Raw genomic sequence first — 16,495 nt, 5'->3', positions numbered from 1 at the left:
CTCCTCTAAATTTCCAGCGTTCCGACGTTGACTGTCCGGATAACTAACCGACCAGTCTGAGAATGGAACTCGATCGTTCGACCATTTGTTCCACCAACGTCTTCCGCAACGAGTGGGACGTTCGCTTTTCGTAAAGCCAATTTTACAGCCGCAATATTTCGTTCACCGATTCGCATCGATTCATGTTCATATTTAAATTGAAACATCTGTGCACCACCGGCAATTTTCGCCCGAAGACGGATTGCTCCACTTTGACGAAGACGACGTGTCAACTCGACGACAGCCGTATCGGCAAATTTTCCGATTTCCAGTGCGATATTCCGACTGATTGCCGAGTCCGGCAACATGACGTGTGCCATACTCGACAGTCCACGTTCTTGGTCGTAGATAATCACACCGACACAAGAACCTAAACCAGCCGTCCGAAGAATGATTGGTTTTTGGCTGACTGCATATTCTGCAATTCCAATCCGAACGACTTCATCCATCAATATCCACACCCAATCGTTGAAACACCGAATGAAAGGCACCTTCTTCAGGTAATAACAATAGATGACCATTCAAATCATTACCTGAACTGGATAAACGTGTATCGATGTATACTGCCATGTTACCAAATTTTGTTGACTCAAGTAAGGCAACTTCCAAAATTGCTCCCACCATATCAAAAGCAGAGGCCGGGACCGTGACGTGGACGGACAAATCCAACCAATCGGAAATCGAACGGGCATAAGCTCCAATCAAGATATTCCCAATCTCTTCCCATGCCGAAACACCAAGTGCATGGTGGTCCGAGAAAAATTGAAACGGCTGTTGCAACAATTGTGAAACGAGCTTTTCAGCATCCTTAAGCGGCATTAAAAATAATAAGGACGCTTTAATATCTCCGGAAAATCGAAGGAGTGCTCCTGCTGTATAGGCTTCAGCACCCCCGACCCGCTCGATGATGGTCGAGAATCCTTCTAAATCTGCTGAAGGGACTTCAATTTCAACCGGTTGTCCCAGCAATGTGGATAAAGCGGTCGCCGCATGTGCTGCCCCGATGTTACCGATTTCTCGAAAGACATCCTGTTCCATTCGATTAAGCATGGATGATCTCTTCAAATAAACGGTTTGGTTCGAGTAAAGAGAATAATTGATCTTCGCCTTTAGCAATGGCCGTTAAATAATTTGTCTCGTCTTGTTTTGAATCCGCCAACGGTTCAATCCGGACATCTGCTGCTTCAACGACTTCATTTGCACAATCCACGATAAACCCTGCATCTCCATGTTCAAGTGTTGCGATGATGATACGCGTTTCTTCTGTCTCCTCGACGGCCTCAAATCCTAAACGTGTCCGCAAATCAATCACGGGTGTAACGACTCCACGTAAGTTGATGACACCTTTGACATAGGATGCGGCATTTGGGATACGTGTGATCGGAATGACACGTTCGATTGAACGAACCGATTGCACATCAATTCCATATGCATTTTCTTCTAATTGAAAGACGACCCATTTTTGTTCCATTCTTCATTCCCTCACTTTCGTAACAGTGCATTGCTGTCAATGATTAACGCAACTTGTCCGTCACCAAGAATCGTCGCACCTGAAATCGCACGAATCCCCTCGAGATAACTTCCTAACGGTTTCATGACGATTTCCTGTTGTCCTATCAGTTCTGAGACTATTAACCCTGCTAATTTTTCACCGCTTCTTACGACGACGACAGAATAGGCATCTGCCTCCACGTGTGGTAATTCGTACACTTGATTTAATGAAATCAATGGAACGAGCTGACCGCGGAAATCGAACACTTTTTCCCGGTGGGCTTGCAAAATGGCGTCCTGCTTCAGCGATGTCGTTTCAAGGATGGCCGTTAATGGGATCGCATATGTTTCTTCTCCCAGCTTGACAAGCATCGCAGAAATAATCGATAACGTCAGCGGTAAACTGATTCTGAAAATCGTTCCTTCTCCGCGTTTCGTCTCGACGAAGACTTCTCCACCGAGTGATTCGATTTTAGATTTAACGACGTCCAAGCCAACACCACGGCCTGATAAATCGGTGACCGTTTCTGCCGTCGAGAATCCAGGAGCGAACAACAACATCGCCGCTTCTTCCGACGTCAACAACGCTGCTTCTTCTTCAGTCAACAATCCTTTTTCAAGCGCGATTTTCGTCACCCGTTCCTGATTAATCCCTGCGCCATCATCTTCGATTTCAATAAAGACACGGTTTCCGGAATGATAGGCCCGGAGTGACAGATTTCCTTCGACTGCTTTTCCGGCTAGAATCCGGTCGGCTTTACTTTCAATTCCATGATCGACAGCATTTCGGATCAAGTGGACGAGTGGATCCCCGATTTCATCAATGACCGTCCGGTCGAGTTCCGTTTCCGCTCCTGTAATGTGGAGCTTGATGTTTTTTCCGACATCTTTCGATACCGAACGCACCATCCGCGGGAAACGATTGAAGACTTGTTCGATTGGCATCATCCGTAGCGTCAGGACAAGTGATTGTAATTCATTTGTTCCGCGTTTAATCCGTTCAACCGTCTCCGTTAAATCAGAAGAACCGGCTTCTGCCGCAATCCGCTCGAGGCGTCCACGATCAATGATGAATTCTTCAAATAGATTCATCAATCGATCAATCCGCTCGAGGTTGACACGAATCGTTTTTGCCGCAATCGGTGTTTGTGTCTCGTTGGAAGTATCCGACGTTGGACTGACGACCGGAGTTTCAACCGGTTCGAGCAACGTCGCCGCTGCTGCTGGTTCGATCGACACCTCGAATGGCTGAATTAACACTTGAGCGACTTCCGAAACGGATTTGATTTCATCCTGAATGTCTTCGGCAGACTTCATCGTCACGAACAAGACATCAAAACGGGTCTCGAATTGTTCTTGTTCCAGTTCATCCGAAGTCGGATTCGACAAGATGACATCCCCAAGGTTTTGTAATCGGTCAAATACCATATACACACGCGCTGCCTTCAAAATGACATCCGCCGATAATTCCACCGTAATGACATAGGCCTGATAACCGGAAGCCATCGATTGACGAACAACGGACTCGGAGTAGACGTCACACTCAAAGTTTTTCATGACTGTTGCTGCAGGTTTGACCGTATCCTGACTTGGTTCCGAATCCGCATTGATGAACTGCTTCAAACGAATGACGGTTGTTGTCACATCAAGCTTTCCGGTACCGCCTTGACTGATATCCTCGACCATCGTTTCCAGCTGTTCAGCTGCGACAAACAATACATCAATCAATTCAGGTGTTGCAGGTTGTGTCTTTGAACGGACTAAATCAAGTGCACTTTCCATTTCGTGTGTTAAATCGGCAATCGCATCATATCCCATCGTTCCAGACATGCCTTTTAACGTATGAGCGGATCGGAAAATTTGATCGATGACGGCTTCATCATCGAGTCGTTGTTCAAAAATCAGCAAACTCGAGTTAATGGCTTGTAAATGTTCAATCGATTCATCAAGAAACAATCCTAAATATTCATTTAAATCCATGGAACGTATCCTCCTTTATGGTTAGCGGACACGGTTATGCCGTTTTTTCAAACGATTCAGTAACCGGTCTAAAAATTTCTGTTCCTGGACCTGAAGTCCTGTCAGCGATGTCGTGATATGGTCGAGTCGCCAACTGACATCACTTGTCCGATCAAATACATAAAATGGTCGCTGTGCTTTAACTGCCTTCATGACAGTCGGATCATCCGGCAAGAAACCAACGAAACGCAACGATTTTCCCAAAAAGTTCTGACTGACCTGTTGTAACCGGTCAAACGTTTCAAGTGCTTCTTGTCCGTTCGTCGCCCGATTGACGATGACAGCGACGGGAAGTTCATTGGCATGGTGATGGGCAAGTTTGACAAAAGCATATCCGTCCATGATGGAAGTCGGTTCGGGAGTCACGACCAGCCATGCTTCATCCGCACTGCTGATGAAATCAAAAGTCTGATGTGTTGCACCGGCACCTAAATCAAGTAAGACGAAATCATATTCATAGAAAAACCGGAACTCGCTCATCATGAATTCGACATCATGATCCGTCAGATCCATCAGTTCGGTGAATCCGCTTCCGCCATGGATGAAATGCAACTCCGGTGTCGCTTCGACGACGGCTTGGTTTAGGGGTGACCGCTCTTTGACACAATCCATTAATGAGACTTTGGACGATTTCCCGAGCAGCACACCGACATTCGCCATGCCGATATCCAGGTCAATGATTAATACTTTTTTAGCCTGTAAGGATAGCGCGACACCCAGATTCACCGCGACATTCGTTTTCCCGACCCCACCTTTGCCGCTGACGATGGCAATGGTTTTGGTCTGCCGTACTGAAACTTTTGATCTTAGCGCACGTGCCTGATCTTCTGGCATCATCTTAACCCTCTTTCTACAATCATTCGGGAAACTTCTGCACTTGTCGGCCAGATGATGTCTTCAGGCACTTCTTGTCCCGTCGTCAGACAAAACACAGGCAACTGCGTCTTTTTCACAAGTCCGTAAATCGACCACAAATCTGTTGTTTCATCTGCTTTGGTAAAAATGAAACCAGACAGCGGTACTTGATCGAACCGTTGTTGAATCTGTTCTAAATCACGGTATTTTGACGTTAAGCTGAGTACAAGAAACACATCCGTATCTGAAAAATCATGCCGTTTTTTTAACTGCTCGACATAACCTGCGTCAAGAAAATTTCGCCCTGCTGTGTCGACCAAGATGACATCACAGTCTGACAACTCGGCTTTTGCTTGTTCAAATTCCTGTAAATCATAGGCGACGCGTAGCGGAATATCGATGATATCTGCATAAGTACGCAATTGTTCGATGGCTGAAATCCGGTATGTATCCGTCGTAATCAATCCAACGGTTTGTTGTTTCGTGAGACGGTAATACGCAGCCAGTTTTGCAAGTGTCGTCGTTTTCCCGACTCCCGTCGGTCCTGTCACCATGATGAAACGGGAAGTTGCCGTCGTGACTTGGATAGGGGTGGTCAAGGTCGTGATGAATGCTTGTTCGACCTGGCTCAAGTCATTGGTCTTGTAATAGGTTGACACTAACAAATCATAGAGTGCCTCCGCCTCATGCTGCAGAGCCGGTTCAGCGAGCAACACCTCGTATGCGCTAAGCGCTTCCGGCAATCGCCGTGAAGCGAACGAGACAATCTTCGGGCTTAGCGATTCCATCGTTGGCGGACGACTTTGAACTGCTGGCTTAGTTGGCTGTAGCTCAGCCGAGATCTGTTTTACAGGCTGTGCTGTTTTGACGACCGGATGTTCTTCCACCGAGGCGACGAGTTCAACTTTTTTTTGTGCAAATAAGCCGAACAAACCACCCACTTTGATCTGACGCGTGTTTAAAATGATGGCATCATTTCCTAAGTCTTGTTTGACCAGTTCCATCGCTTCGCTGACAGAATTTGCGATAATTCGTTTGACCATCATGTGTTAAATCACCCCAATACTCTTGACTTCAATTGTCGGAATCAGTTCGTTATAGGACAGAACGGGCACGTCCGGGAAATAACGTTCTGTCAATTGACGAACAAACATCCGGATACTTGGAGATGCCAAGACGATTGGCTGAGCCCCGTATCGTTCGAATTCTGCCGTCAATTCATTTAATGACTCGATGAAACGTGTTGCTTTATCCGGATCAAGCGCCAAATAATTTCCAAACTCCGTTTTTTGAATCGCCGACTGGATATCCATCTCCAGTTCACTCGATACCGTCACGACATGCAATACGTCTCCTTGTAAGACTTGTTCCGTAATTTGTCGAGACAACGCTTGACGGACATATTCGGCTAACAAATCACTATCTTTCGTCACCGCTGCATAATCAGCGAGTGTCTCAAAAATGAGCGGTAAGTTTCGAATCGAGATTTTTTCTTTTAATAACTGCACGAATACTTTTTGTAATTCGCCGATCGACAACAACTGTGGTGTCACTTCGTCGACTAAAATCGGATGCGACTCCTTCAAATGATCAACCAGCTGTTTTGTCTCTTCTCGACCGAGTAAATCGGCCGCATGCTTTTTCAAGAGTTCGGTTAAGTGTGTCGCGACGACAGACGGCGGATCAACGACCGTATATCCGGACATCTCGGCCCGGCTTCTCGTCCGCTCGTCAATCCATAACGCCGGCATTCCGAACGCGGGTTCAACTGTCTCGATGCCTTGGATTTCCGGATCATCGACACCCGGACTCATCGCCAGATAATGATCGAGCAACAGTTCACCGGTTGCCATCTCACTTCCGCGAATCTTTATCCGGTAATGGTTTGGCGGGAGTTGCAGATGGTCGCGAATGCGGACCGTCGGTAAGACGAATCCAAGTTCAAGTGCCAACTGTCTCCGGATCATGACGACCCGGTCGAGTAAATCCCCACCCTGTGCTTCATCGGCAAGTGGAATCAAACCATAGCCAAATTCAAACTCGATCGTATCGACGTTTAAGAGCGAAATGACCGATTCGCTGGATCGCAGATTTTCAGTTGGTGCTTCTTCGACAGCCACTTCTTCTTGCGCTGCTTTTGACGTTCGTGTTAATCGCCAAGCGAAGAAGCCTGCTGCAGCCGCGACAGGAATCGTCACGTAATCGGGAATTGCAGTAAAAAGTCCTAACAGGAAAATTGCGCCGGCTCCAATCATGACGAGGAGCGGCGTCCGTGACAGCTGTCCGACGATATCTTCCCCTAAATTGCCGTCAGAAGTCGAACGGGTGACGATGATTCCGGTTGCGACAGAAATCAACAAGGCCGGGATTTGACTGACCAGCCCGTCACCGACCGTCAACAGCGTATACAGCTTTACGGACTCTCCCATCGGTAATCCTTGTTGGACGACACCGATGATCATTCCGAAAATCAAGTTGATGATGACGATGATGATACCGGCAATCGCATCTCCTTTAACGAATTTTGATGCTCCGTCCATCGCGCCGTAAAAATCAGCTTCCGACTGGATTTTTTGGCGGCGTGTCCGGGCCTGCAATTCATCAATCATGCCGGAGTTCAAATCGGCATCGATTGCCATCTGCTTTCCGGGCATCGCATCAAGCGTAAAGCGGGCGGATACTTCCGATACCCGCTCGGATCCTTTTGTGATGACCAAAAACTGGATCAAGACAAGAATCAGGAAGACGACGAACCCGACGAGGGCGTTTCCGCCGACAACGAAATCACCGAATGCTTCAATGACTTCCCCACCGTTCCCGTTCGAGAGAATCGACCGGGTCGTTGAGACGTTCAGTGCCAACCGGAACAAGGTTACGATCAGTAAGAGTGTCGGGAAAACAGAAAATTCCAATGCTTCCTTCGCGTTCATCGCAACAAGTAAGACCATTAAGGCAATTAAAATGTTGATGATAATAAGAAAATCGAGTAAAAATCCTGGCAGTGGAATGACGAGCATGAAGACAATCATAATGACGCCTAGCAGGACAGATAAATCTCGTGTTGAAATGGTCATGATGCTTCATCCTTTCATTTCGCTTGTTTCATTTGATAGACAAAGGCAAGTGTTTCAGCGAGTGCCTGATAAAATGATTCATCCACTGCCATTCCTATTTCTGATTTTGCGAATAATGCTCGTGCGAGCGGTCTATTTTCAACAATCGGGATCTCAGCTGCTGTCGCCTTCTCCCGAATCCGGAATGCGACAGCATCCACTCCCTTGGCGACGACAATTGGTGCGGCATGTTTGCCGTCATCATATTGAATCGCGACGGCATAATGGGTCGGGTTTGTAATGACAACATCGGCATTCGGTATTTCCTGCATCATACGCCGCATGGCCATCTCCCGTTGTTGCTGTTTAATTTTCCCTTTGATTTGCGGATCACCTTCCGTATTCTTATGTTCATCCTTTAAATCTTGCTTACTCATCCGAATCGACTTTTCAAAATCGAATTTTTGATAAGCAAAGTCAAGGACAGCAAGGACAATCAACGCGATACTGACCGAAATCCCCAACAGGAAAGTCAGATGACCGATAATCGCCAAGGCGTCACCAATCGGTTCTGACGTCAAACGTGAAATTTCTACTTTGTTATTCCATAAGACGGTTCCGCTCGTCACACCGATGACAAGCAGTTTAAAAACAGATTTCAAGAATTCAATCAATGCTTTCATGCTGACGATTCGTTTGACTCCTTGCAGGGGATTGATCCGATCAAGTTTCGGTTGGATTGATTCCGCGCTGAGCAATGCTCCGATTTGCATAAAATTTCCTAAAATGCCGATGATAACGGCTGTCAGAAAGAATGGGGCCACGAGAATACTCATTTGGACCAACATTTCAATCATGACTTCCTGAACACGTCCTTCTTCGACAGCGACTAAAACCGTTTGAGCACTAAGTCCATGCTCTAACACCATGACGAACCGTTTTCCTAGAAACGGACCAAAGAAAAATAAAATCAAGAACATGCCAAACAACATCAAACTACTTGTTAAATCAGCCGACTTTGCGACCTGACCTTTTTTTCGAGAGTCATCGCGTTTTCGGGGCGATGCTTTTTCCGTCTTTTCGCCCGCAAAATACTGGAGGTCAAGTGTTAATGTGTATTTTCCCATCTCAACCTCCTAGTAAGTGAACCGCATCGGACAATACTTCTTGTAATAATGGAACAAATCGGGAGATCCCAGTAATGGTCGCTCCGGCGAGTAAAAACAAAATCGCGTAACCCATCAATAGCTTGACGGAAAATCCAATCGCAAAAATATTGAACTGGGGTGCGGTTTTCGCTAAAAAACCAAGCGCCAAGTCGACTAAAAATAAGGCGACGACAAGTGGCATCGCCATTTGAAGGGCCGTGAGCATGGCTAGCCCCACGACACGAACGACTAAGCTCATGCCGGCTTCTCCGGAAACATGAATCGCACTACCGGGCGGAAAAATTTTAAAGCTCGTATAGATACCATCCAGTAAAATCAAATGCATATCTGACGCCAGCAACACGAGGAGTGTCAACATGTAAAAAAATCGACCGACGATCGGCGATTGACCACCAAACATCGGATCATATGCTGATGCCATCGCCAGCCCCATCTGTAAATCAATGATCGATCCAGCCATTTGTGGCGCATACAGTAAAAAACTGGCGAGCAAACCAAGTGCCAGCCCGATGATGACTTCTGTTCCCATTCGAAAAAAGAAATCGATATCATCGACTTGAACTGTCGTCTTGACCGCATAACTGGCAAAATAAGCGAGTCCTGCAGCGATTGCCAACTTATGCTGGGCGGGTAACTGCTTTGATGAGAACAAAGGAGCAGCCACTAAAAATCCGACAAGTCGACCAAATACAAGTAAAAAAACACTGACAAAGGACAGTAACGTCATTTCCGTGAAACCTCTGCGATCTGTTTAAAAATTTCAATCGTAAACGTTTTGAGTTCTTCCATGATCCATGGTCCAAAAAAGACGAGTGCTAAAAAAACGGCAACAATCTTCGGAACAAAGGATAAGGTCTGCTCTTGGATTTGGGTCGTCGCCTGCAAGATGCTGACGAGAAGTCCAACGACGAGTGAGACGAGCAAGAGCGGAGCTGACACCTTTAACAAGGTCCATACAGCCGAGCTGGCTAATTGAATAATCATTTCCTGCGTCATGTCGTCCCTCCCTATCGCATGCTGACGAGTAGTGATTCGACAATCAAATGCCAACCATCTACTAAAATGAACAATAATAATTTAAACGGTAAGGCAATCATGACCGGTGGTAACATCATCATCCCCATCGACATCAGGACACTCGAGACGACCATATCGATGACGAGGAACGGAATGAAAATCATGAAACCGATTTGAAATGCCGTCTTTAACTCACTGATGGCATAAGCCGGTACTAACGCGACAAGTGGAATATCTTCCACTTTCTCCGGCTTGTCGTAATTGCCATACTTCAAGAAAAGTTCCAAATCATTGCTCCGGGTGTACTGAGACATGAATCGTTTCATCGTACCGCCTGCTTGATCAAAGGCTTCATCTTGACTGATTTTTTCATCCATGTACGGTTGGAGCGCCGTCGTATTTAATTCCGTCAAGACAGGCGCCATGACGAACAATGTGATGAACAATGCCAGTCCGACGAGCAATTGGTTAGGCGGCGTTTGTTGTGTCCCTAGAGCAGAACGCACAAAGGATAAGACGACGATGACGCGTGTGAAACAAGTCATCAAAATCAGTAAAGACGGTGCTAAGGACAACAGCGTAAGTAAGACCAATAATTTAACGGAAGTCGCCGTCCCGGACGGTGTATCCAAGGAAATCAAGTTTTCAATCGTCGTCATGACTGTCCTCGTTTCTTTTGGAATTGATCGAGCTGTTGCTTAAACGATTCCAGAAACGGAGACGCATTTGACGTATGTGATGTGCTGTCTGGTACATCTTGTGTGGCTAACCATTCGTCATCTTCCTCAATCGTATCAAGCAGTTCAACGTTCTGACCGACACCGACAACATAAATCTTACCGTGAACCCTCACGAGCTGAACGGATCGATCTTTGCCAAGCGGGACACCACCGAGATGGGACAGGCGGCTCGATTGACGGACTCCCTTTGTCCGTTCATTGATGAAACGGACAGCAAGAAGAAATCCACCAATCAAAACTGCAAGCGTCACGACAATCTTGACGACCGTGACGACTGTCGATGACCCGTCGACCTGTTGTGTTGTAGGTTCATTTTTCTTAGATGGGTTAAGCTTCTCTTCCACTGTTTCCGCACCGACCTGATGCGTTAGTAGGAACAGGAGAAGACAGGTCAAACAGGTCAGTCTTCTCATGATGAAATGGTTTTCGAAACGGCTTCGAGGACGCGGTCTGCCTGGAACGGTTTAACGATGAAGTCTTTTGCTCCGGCTTGAATCGCATCGATAACCATCGATTGTTGTCCCATTGCGGAACACATGATGACTTTAGCAGCCGGGTTAAAGGCTTTGATTTCTTTTAGTGCTGAAATCCCGTCCATTTCCGGCATCGTGATATCGAGTGTGACGAGATCTGGCGCTAACTCTTTATATTTCGAAACTGCTTCACGACCGTTTTCTGCCTCACCGACGACGTCATATCCGTTCTTTGATAAAATTTCCTTAATCATCATTCGCATGAAAGCTGCATCATCTACAATCAAAACTTTTGCACTCATCCTATTTCCTCCTTAGAACATCCGCAGACGTTCTTTTGTATTGACGATCTCTGTAATCCGGACACCGAAGTTCTCTTCGATGACGACGACTTCTCCCGTTGCAATCAATGTATTATTGACGAACACATCAACGGGTTCCCCTGCTAATTTATCCAATTCAATAATCGATCCTTGTGTCAGTTCTAGAATGTCCCGAACTGAACGGCGTGTCCGTCCTAATTCAACTGTGACATTCAACGGTACGTCGTAGAGCATACCGATGTTACCGGGTGGACCCTCTTGTTGCACTTCAGAAAACTGACCGAATTGGACAGGACTCACCCCAACCGGCTCTTTTTTGTGTTCTGGTGGTGCTTCATACCGCGGTTCCGGCTGTGGCTGAGACGCAGCCGGCTGTTCCCGGACCGCTTCTGGTGCAGGGACTTGAGCTGTTGGCGCTGGTTCGGTCGTTGTCGTACTGGCATTGAATAATTTCTGAATCAATTGTTTGGAAAATTCAAGTGGTGCCAACTGTACGATTTTCGAGTCGATCAACGTACCGATTTTCAAATCAAATTCGATGATGACCATGCTCTCCCATAACGAGAAACTATCAACAATTGTTTTTTCCTGCGAGAAATCGAAAATTTCGACTGCCGGAGGTGAGATGTCGATCCGCATCGAGAACACGGTCGACATGGAGGTCGCAGCCGCCCCCATCATCTGGTTCATCGCTTCCTGAACGGCGGATAACGCAATCGGTTCCATCTCAAGGCTCTCGTCCACGACACCATCGCCGCCCATCATCAAGTTCGCAATGACGGAAGCATCCCGTTGTGTCAAAATCAAAACGTTTTCTCCCTTGAATCCTTCTGTATATCCGACACGAAGGGCGACGTGTGGAATCGGATAACGGCTCCGCAGTTCTTCCATCGTAATCATCCGCACGTGTGGTGTCGTGATTTCGACTTTTTGATTCAATAACGCGGACAGCGCCGTCGCAGAATTCCCTAGCGAGATATTCCCGACCTCTCCAAGTGCATCAATTTCCATCTCATCCAATTGATGTAAGTCATCCGTTGAACCGGTATCGGTTGGTTCTTCAGCCGATGGGGTCCCACGTAATAATGCATCGATTTCATCTTGCGAAAGCATATCGCTCATGTTATTCCTCCTCAATTCGTTGTAAGACTTGTAAAGCGAGATGCTTCCCGTTCAGACCAGGCCGCGCTTTGAACATTTTCCGGTCATCGACGAACAATTCAACCGGATCGGATGTACGTGTCTGGAGGGACAGGCAATCGCCTACCTCGAGGTGTAACAACTCTCCAAACGAAAGTTCCGTCTGGCCGAGCACTGCTTTCAAATCGACGATTGATCCCATCAACTGTGCTTGCATATGTTCTGACTCTTGGTTATCGGCTGACTTTCGTTTTTCTTGCTGCATCCAAAAGTGACTCGATAGTTTCGGAATGATTGGTTCTAGCGTCACGAACGGTAGACAGACGTTAAGTGTTCCGCTCACTTCTCCGACCGTTACGTAGATCGAGACGAGAATGACCGTTTCATTCGGTGAGACGAGTTGAAGAAATTGTGGATTGATTTCCAAATCGTCATACTCGGCTTCGATTTCGGCAATCGATTCCCAGGCTGCTCCGTATTGGACAAAGGCGCGCTTGAATAACTGTGTCAAAATCCGGGTTTCAATTTCCGTCAAGTTCTCAATCTTATTCATGCCTTCACCCGGTCCACCAAGCAGTCGATCAAGCATCGCATAAGCGATGTTCGGATTCACTTCGAAAATGACTCGTCCGTCTAACGGATGAAGATTGACGAGATTAATCAAGGTCATATTCGGAATTGAATGAATGAATTCATCATAAGGCAGTTGTTCGACCGTATTGACTGTAAACTGGACGTATGTTCTAAGCTGTGCTGAGAAATGGGTCGTTAAGACTCGTGCGAATTGTTCATGAATCCGCGTTAAGTTTCGCATTTGGTCTTTTGAGAATCGTAACGCCCGTTTAAAGTCATACACTTTCACGCGGCGTTCTTCTTCTTGACTGCGTATTTCCTCGACTTCCATATCTCCGCTTGAAATGGCTGATAGCAGGGCGTCAATTTCATGTTGTGATAATACTTCGCTCATGCGGCCACCTCACTGGATGATTTTTTTCGTCGTGTAGACACGTTGAACATCGCCTTCTTGCAGAAGCTTTTTAAATTGCCCCCGTAATTTTTCTTCGAGTTTCGCCATGTCTTGTTTGGAATCTAAATCTTGTTTTTTCATCGAAGCTAAATCTCCTAAGATGATATTGTTGATTTGAAATTTTCGTAATTCTAGTTCTTCCCGCGTCGCCACGTCATCCGTAACGATTGTAAACTGAACATTTAAGAAGCGTTCGTCTGCAATGTTCGTCGTTAAATCGTCTGTCTGAAAACTTCGTTCTTCGAGTTCTGCGCCTGTCGGTTGTTCGACTTTCGCTTCGGTCGGATCACTCGTTAACAAGTATTTCGAAAGCATGTAACCGGCGCCTACCATCATGATGGCGACGACGACCATGATGAGTGGTAATTTCAACTTACTCTTCTTCTTTTCTTCTGCCATCTTCGAGCCTCCTAGCACTGTTCAAGCCCGTTAAACCGACTTGTCGGTAAAAATCGATTGTGGCTGCTTTTACCTCTTCCAATGTTTCTTTGACGACGTAAGTCTGTCCCCCGACCAACTGAATCGTCGTATCGGGTGTCGACCGGACCGCTTCGATTAAGATTGCATTTAAGACGAGCGGCGTTTCACGTAATGTCGTTAAAGTAATCATCGTTTCAAGTTAACGAGTTCTTCTAAAATTTGATCCGACGTTGTGATGATTCGTGTGTTCGCCTGGAATCCACGTTGGGCGATGATCATTTCCGTAAACTCTTCCGATAAGTCGACGTTCGACATTTCAAGTGTTCCGGATGTTAATTGACCAAGACCGTTTGTGCTTGGTGTTCCAGTAGCTGCGATACCCGAGTTTTGAGAAGCAGCAAACAAGTTCACTCCTGATTTTTCAAGACCACCCGGGTTAGCAAAATTCGCCATTGATACGTAACCAACTCGTTGCAAGTTACCCGTTCCATCAACAAATGTGACCAATCCATCTTTTCCGATTGCTAAGTTTTGTGCTCCCGTCGGAATTTGTAATTTCATATATCCATTATTTACTTTTCCTGTGATTTGACCCTGAGCATTGTATTGGTTTGCAGGTAGGTTTGCTTGATCAGCAGGTGGCTGACCCGGGTTGGCAGGTGGTGGATCAGACAATCCTACGAGATAATTCCCGTCTCCCGTTACGATATTCCCTTGAAGATCTGTATAAAAGTTACCGGAACGAGAATAACGTACACCATCTGCAGTTAAAACTTGATAGAATCCTTCACCGGAAATCCCGACATCAAGCGTTCGACCTGTATTTTGTAACGCTCCTTGATTATAAACGTTATCGACTGTCGACATCGAGGCGCCGAGTCCAACCTGTTTCGGGTTTGTCCCACCGACCCCTCCACCATTACCAGACGCTGAACCAACCGATTGGTTGACAAGATCTTTAAACGTGACACGGCCTTTTTTATAACCAAATGTATTGACGTTGGCGATGTTATTCCCGACGACGTCTAACTTTGTTTGGAAGTTCTTTAACCCACTGATTCCTGAATACATTGAACGTAACATTATTTTTCCTCCTTTGTTTTGATTTCAGTCAATTCGTAGACACTGACACTTTTCCCATTCGATAACTCGGCAACGACATCAACACCGTCACGTTTTACACTAAGAACGTTTGCCGTAACCTTACCAGTCGATGTGATATCTGTGCCTGTCGCATCTTTCGTGACAGTCTCACCTTCATAACTGACATTTTTACCAATCAGATTACTGTAGTTCATCAAAGCCGCTGCATGTTGATTTAACATCATCGTCTCGATTCCTTTACCGATGGATTGCATCTGTTCAAGAGAAGAAAACTGGGCCATCTGAGAGATGAACTCTTTGTCTTCCATCGGTGCCGTCGGGTCTTGATTGGACAGTTGGGCAATCAGGATTTTCATGAACATGTCTTTGTCCATCGAATTACTGGATGGTACTTTCGTTTTCTCCGGTAACTGATAAGAAGACGTATCATTTTTGATGGATTCAGTCATCTTCATCCTCCTCTGGTTCTTCCTCGTACGGGACAGGTTCCTCTTGCTGACGCTCCCGTCGTTCTTGCGGTAAACCTTGGTCAAAATCTTTGACGCTCGCTGCTAACATCCCGGTTTCGATTTTGACGAGTGGTGCTTGTGGTTGCAACGACGTATGTAACTTTCCGAGTTGCTGATCCAACAGTTGTTTCGCTTGTTCCGTCGCCGCGAAAAGTTTTACCGTCAATAAGCCGTCTTTTTTATCCAACTGGATGACGACCTCACCTAATTGTTCTGGGTACAATCGGATTGACATTCTCGTCGAACCATCCGCACCTTTTAAAAAGGGCGCTTGTTTCATCGCCGCCTCAATCCGTGACATGAGCTGGTCATCAACACTTGTAGTCATGACAGGTTGAGGAACAATTGCTGATCCTGCACTAGTCATTCGTTCAAATTTGAATCCGGTCAGTAGTGAAGGATGTTCTTTTCCTTCCGGATCGGCAACTACCTGAATGGATTCAATCACTTTTTTAGTCATGACACTTGTTTTCAGTGTTGATGTATTTTGTTCGGGAAGTACAAGACGGTTCGAAAACGGAGTCACAGTTGCATCTTTTTTGACGCCTGTAGAATCAACCAACGTTGGATTACTCACCGGTGGAGCTGACACGGCAATTCCGGTAGCGTCCGTCATCCGTATGACCGGAGTATTCATTCCGACCGGTAATTCATTTGATTTCACGTGTTCCTTAGCGACGCCGACGACGGTCGACATCACCGTTGCAAGTACTTGTTGGAGCGAAGCTGGGAATTGTTCGAATAACTCTATCGCTTTTCCTGGCTGTCCGTCTTGTATCGTCTTAATGAACTGAATCAGCTCCGTCGCTTTTTTTGGATCATGTATCATACCTTCTACTTCGGGTTGCTCCAGAAGTTGTAACACTTTTTCTGGCTGTGCGGTCAATTGTTCCAACAGCGGTTTGACTTCGAGATTCGTCTCCCCTTCAGTTGATATTGTCTGTTGATTCAGTGATGGGTTCTGTACGCCCTCAGCTAGAGGTTGAACTAAGTATTGAAGTAGCGAAGCAAAATTTCCAACGCCATTCGCCGGGAGTTCTTTCCCGTTCCACTTCGTAACCGGTTTAGCCGTTTGTGTTTGCTGTACATCCGTCAAGTTCATCTTATTTTCTCACC

Annotated in this window: 20 protein-coding genes; all 20 read right to left on the bottom strand. The window is 46.3% G+C overall.

All coding sequences use genetic code 11. The annotated features are described in order from the left end of the window. Nucleotides 1–5: 5 nt before the first annotated feature. The 20 genes from MUN34_RS04640 to MUN34_RS04545 are packed head-to-tail and all read right to left on the bottom strand — an operon-like array spanning nt 6 to nt 16,481. Complete coding sequence (locus MUN34_RS04640; protein ID WP_026828029.1) at nt 6–488, bottom strand: chemotaxis protein CheD; 483 nt, start codon at nt 486–488, stop codon at nt 6–8. After that, complete coding sequence (locus MUN34_RS04635) at nt 481–1,089, bottom strand: chemotaxis protein CheC (protein ID WP_026828028.1); 609 nt, start codon at nt 1,087–1,089, stop codon at nt 481–483. The genes MUN34_RS04640 and MUN34_RS04635 overlap by 8 nt, the downstream gene beginning before the upstream one ends. Next, nucleotides 1,082–1,510, bottom strand: coding sequence for a chemotaxis protein CheW (locus MUN34_RS04630; protein WP_026828027.1), 429 nt, complete (start codon nt 1,508–1,510; stop codon nt 1,082–1,084). The genes MUN34_RS04635 and MUN34_RS04630 overlap by 8 nt, the downstream gene beginning before the upstream one ends. A gap of 11 nt (nt 1,511–1,521) precedes the next feature. Further along, a complete protein-coding gene (locus MUN34_RS04625) occupies nt 1,522–3,510 on the bottom strand; it encodes a chemotaxis protein CheA (RefSeq protein WP_247856957.1) in 1,989 nt (662 codons plus the stop codon). 21 nt (nt 3,511–3,531) lie between these two features. After that, nucleotides 3,532–4,386 (bottom strand): MinD/ParA family protein, encoded by an 855-nt coding sequence (locus MUN34_RS04620; RefSeq protein WP_026828025.1) that lies wholly within the window; start codon nt 4,384–4,386, stop codon nt 3,532–3,534. Further along, on the bottom strand, nt 4,383–5,450 hold the full coding sequence (locus MUN34_RS04615) for a flagellar biosynthesis protein FlhF (RefSeq protein ID WP_247856956.1): 1,068 nt from the start codon (nt 5,448–5,450) through the stop codon (nt 4,383–4,385). The genes MUN34_RS04620 and MUN34_RS04615 overlap by 4 nt, the downstream gene beginning before the upstream one ends. A 3-nt stretch (nt 5,451–5,453) precedes the next feature. Continuing rightward, on the bottom strand, nt 5,454–7,478 hold the full coding sequence (gene flhA / locus MUN34_RS04610) for a flagellar biosynthesis protein FlhA (protein ID WP_247856955.1): 2,025 nt from the start codon (nt 7,476–7,478) through the stop codon (nt 5,454–5,456). A 14-nt stretch (nt 7,479–7,492) separates the two neighbouring features. Further along, nucleotides 7,493–8,584 carry a flagellar biosynthesis protein FlhB gene (gene flhB / locus MUN34_RS04605; RefSeq protein WP_247856954.1) on the bottom strand — a complete coding sequence of 364 codons (1,092 nt, stop codon included), beginning with the start codon at nt 8,582–8,584 and terminating at the stop codon, nt 7,493–7,495. 1 nt (nt 8,585) lies between these two features. Beyond that, nucleotides 8,586–9,353, bottom strand: a complete 768-nt coding sequence (gene fliR / locus MUN34_RS04600; protein ID WP_026828021.1) for a flagellar biosynthetic protein FliR — start codon at nt 9,351–9,353, stop codon at nt 8,586–8,588. Continuing rightward, nucleotides 9,350–9,622 (bottom strand): flagellar biosynthesis protein FliQ, encoded by a 273-nt coding sequence (gene fliQ, locus MUN34_RS04595; protein ID WP_012370733.1) that lies wholly within the window; start codon nt 9,620–9,622, stop codon nt 9,350–9,352. Before fliQ ends, fliR begins: the two co-directional genes overlap by 4 nt. 11 nt (nt 9,623–9,633) lie before the next feature. Continuing rightward, on the bottom strand, nt 9,634–10,302 hold the full coding sequence (gene fliP, locus MUN34_RS04590) for a flagellar type III secretion system pore protein FliP (protein WP_026828020.1): 669 nt from the start codon (nt 10,300–10,302) through the stop codon (nt 9,634–9,636). Then, nucleotides 10,299–10,778 (bottom strand): flagellar biosynthetic protein FliO, encoded by a 480-nt coding sequence (locus MUN34_RS04585; RefSeq protein WP_247856953.1) that lies wholly within the window; start codon nt 10,776–10,778, stop codon nt 10,299–10,301. The genes fliP and MUN34_RS04585 overlap by 4 nt, the downstream gene beginning before the upstream one ends. A 14-nt stretch (nt 10,779–10,792) precedes the next feature. Continuing rightward, complete coding sequence (locus MUN34_RS04580; protein WP_026828018.1) at nt 10,793–11,158, bottom strand: response regulator; 366 nt, start codon at nt 11,156–11,158, stop codon at nt 10,793–10,795. 12 nt (nt 11,159–11,170) lie between these two features. Further along, nucleotides 11,171–12,301 (bottom strand): flagellar motor switch phosphatase FliY, encoded by a 1,131-nt coding sequence (gene fliY / locus MUN34_RS04575; protein ID WP_247856952.1) that lies wholly within the window; start codon nt 12,299–12,301, stop codon nt 11,171–11,173. A 1-nt stretch (nt 12,302) separates the two neighbouring features. Next, nucleotides 12,303–13,286 carry a flagellar motor switch protein FliM gene (gene fliM, locus MUN34_RS04570; protein ID WP_247856951.1) on the bottom strand — a complete coding sequence of 328 codons (984 nt, stop codon included), beginning with the start codon at nt 13,284–13,286 and terminating at the stop codon, nt 12,303–12,305. Nucleotides 13,287–13,295: 9 nt separating this feature from the next. Next, nucleotides 13,296–13,745, bottom strand: coding sequence for a flagellar basal body-associated FliL family protein (locus MUN34_RS04565; protein ID WP_247856950.1), 450 nt, complete (start codon nt 13,743–13,745; stop codon nt 13,296–13,298). Then, entirely contained in the window at nt 13,720–13,956 is a 237-nt protein-coding gene (locus MUN34_RS04560) for a flagellar FlbD family protein (RefSeq protein ID WP_026828015.1), read from the bottom strand. The genes MUN34_RS04565 and MUN34_RS04560 overlap by 26 nt, the downstream gene beginning before the upstream one ends. After that, nucleotides 13,953–14,849: a flagellar basal body rod protein FlgG gene (gene flgG, locus MUN34_RS04555; RefSeq protein ID WP_026828014.1), complete on the bottom strand. Its 897-nt coding sequence runs from the start codon at nt 14,847–14,849 to the stop codon at nt 13,953–13,955. The genes MUN34_RS04560 and flgG overlap by 4 nt, the downstream gene beginning before the upstream one ends. After that, a complete protein-coding gene (locus tag MUN34_RS04550) occupies nt 14,849–15,319 on the bottom strand; it encodes a flagellar hook capping FlgD N-terminal domain-containing protein (RefSeq protein WP_026828013.1) in 471 nt (156 codons plus the stop codon). Before MUN34_RS04550 ends, flgG begins: the two co-directional genes overlap by 1 nt. Beyond that, on the bottom strand, nt 15,312–16,481 hold the full coding sequence (locus tag MUN34_RS04545; protein ID WP_247856949.1) for a flagellar hook-length control protein FliK: 1,170 nt from the start codon (nt 16,479–16,481) through the stop codon (nt 15,312–15,314). The genes MUN34_RS04550 and MUN34_RS04545 overlap by 8 nt, the downstream gene beginning before the upstream one ends. Nucleotides 16,482–16,495: the final 14 nt, after the last annotated feature.

The organism is Exiguobacterium sp. 17-1, assembly GCF_023096305.1.
Taxonomy (GTDB): domain Bacteria; phylum Bacillota; class Bacilli; order Exiguobacteriales; family Exiguobacteriaceae; genus Exiguobacterium_A; species Exiguobacterium_A sibiricum_A.
Note: the sequence above shows the minus strand (reverse complement) of the source record. Positions and strands in the feature narration are given on the sequence as shown.